The sequence below is a fragment of the Bradyrhizobium sp. Ken64 genome, from assembly GCF_055807555.1.
Genome location: NZ_JBVVPA010000117.1, coordinates 1 through 256 on the forward strand (window position 1 = coordinate 1; position 256 = coordinate 256).

Annotated in this window: 1 pseudogene; it reads left to right on the forward strand. The window is 67.2% G+C overall.

Annotated features, from left to right (window positions below):
* Positions 1 to 48 precede the first annotated feature (48 nt).
* Positions 49 to 256 (forward strand): annotated as a pseudogene (locus tag AC0L2F_RS35885) (porphobilinogen synthase); the annotation flags it as partial.

Consider the following 256-nt stretch of genomic DNA (forward strand, 5'->3'; position numbering starts at 1 on the left):
GGTGAAAATCGCCGGGAAGCGGTGGCATCGATGCCAGGGGTGGAGCGCTTGAGCATCGATTTGCTGCTGGAAGAGGCCGCCCACTGGGTTGAACTGGGAATCCCGGCGCTGGCGCTGTTTCCGGTAACGCCCAGTGAGCTCAAGTCCCTCGACGCCGCCGAAGCCTGGAACCCGCAAGGCCTCGCCCAGCGCGCCACCCGGGCCTTGCGCGAGCGTTTCCCGGAGCTTGGGGTGATCACCGACGTGGCCCTGGACC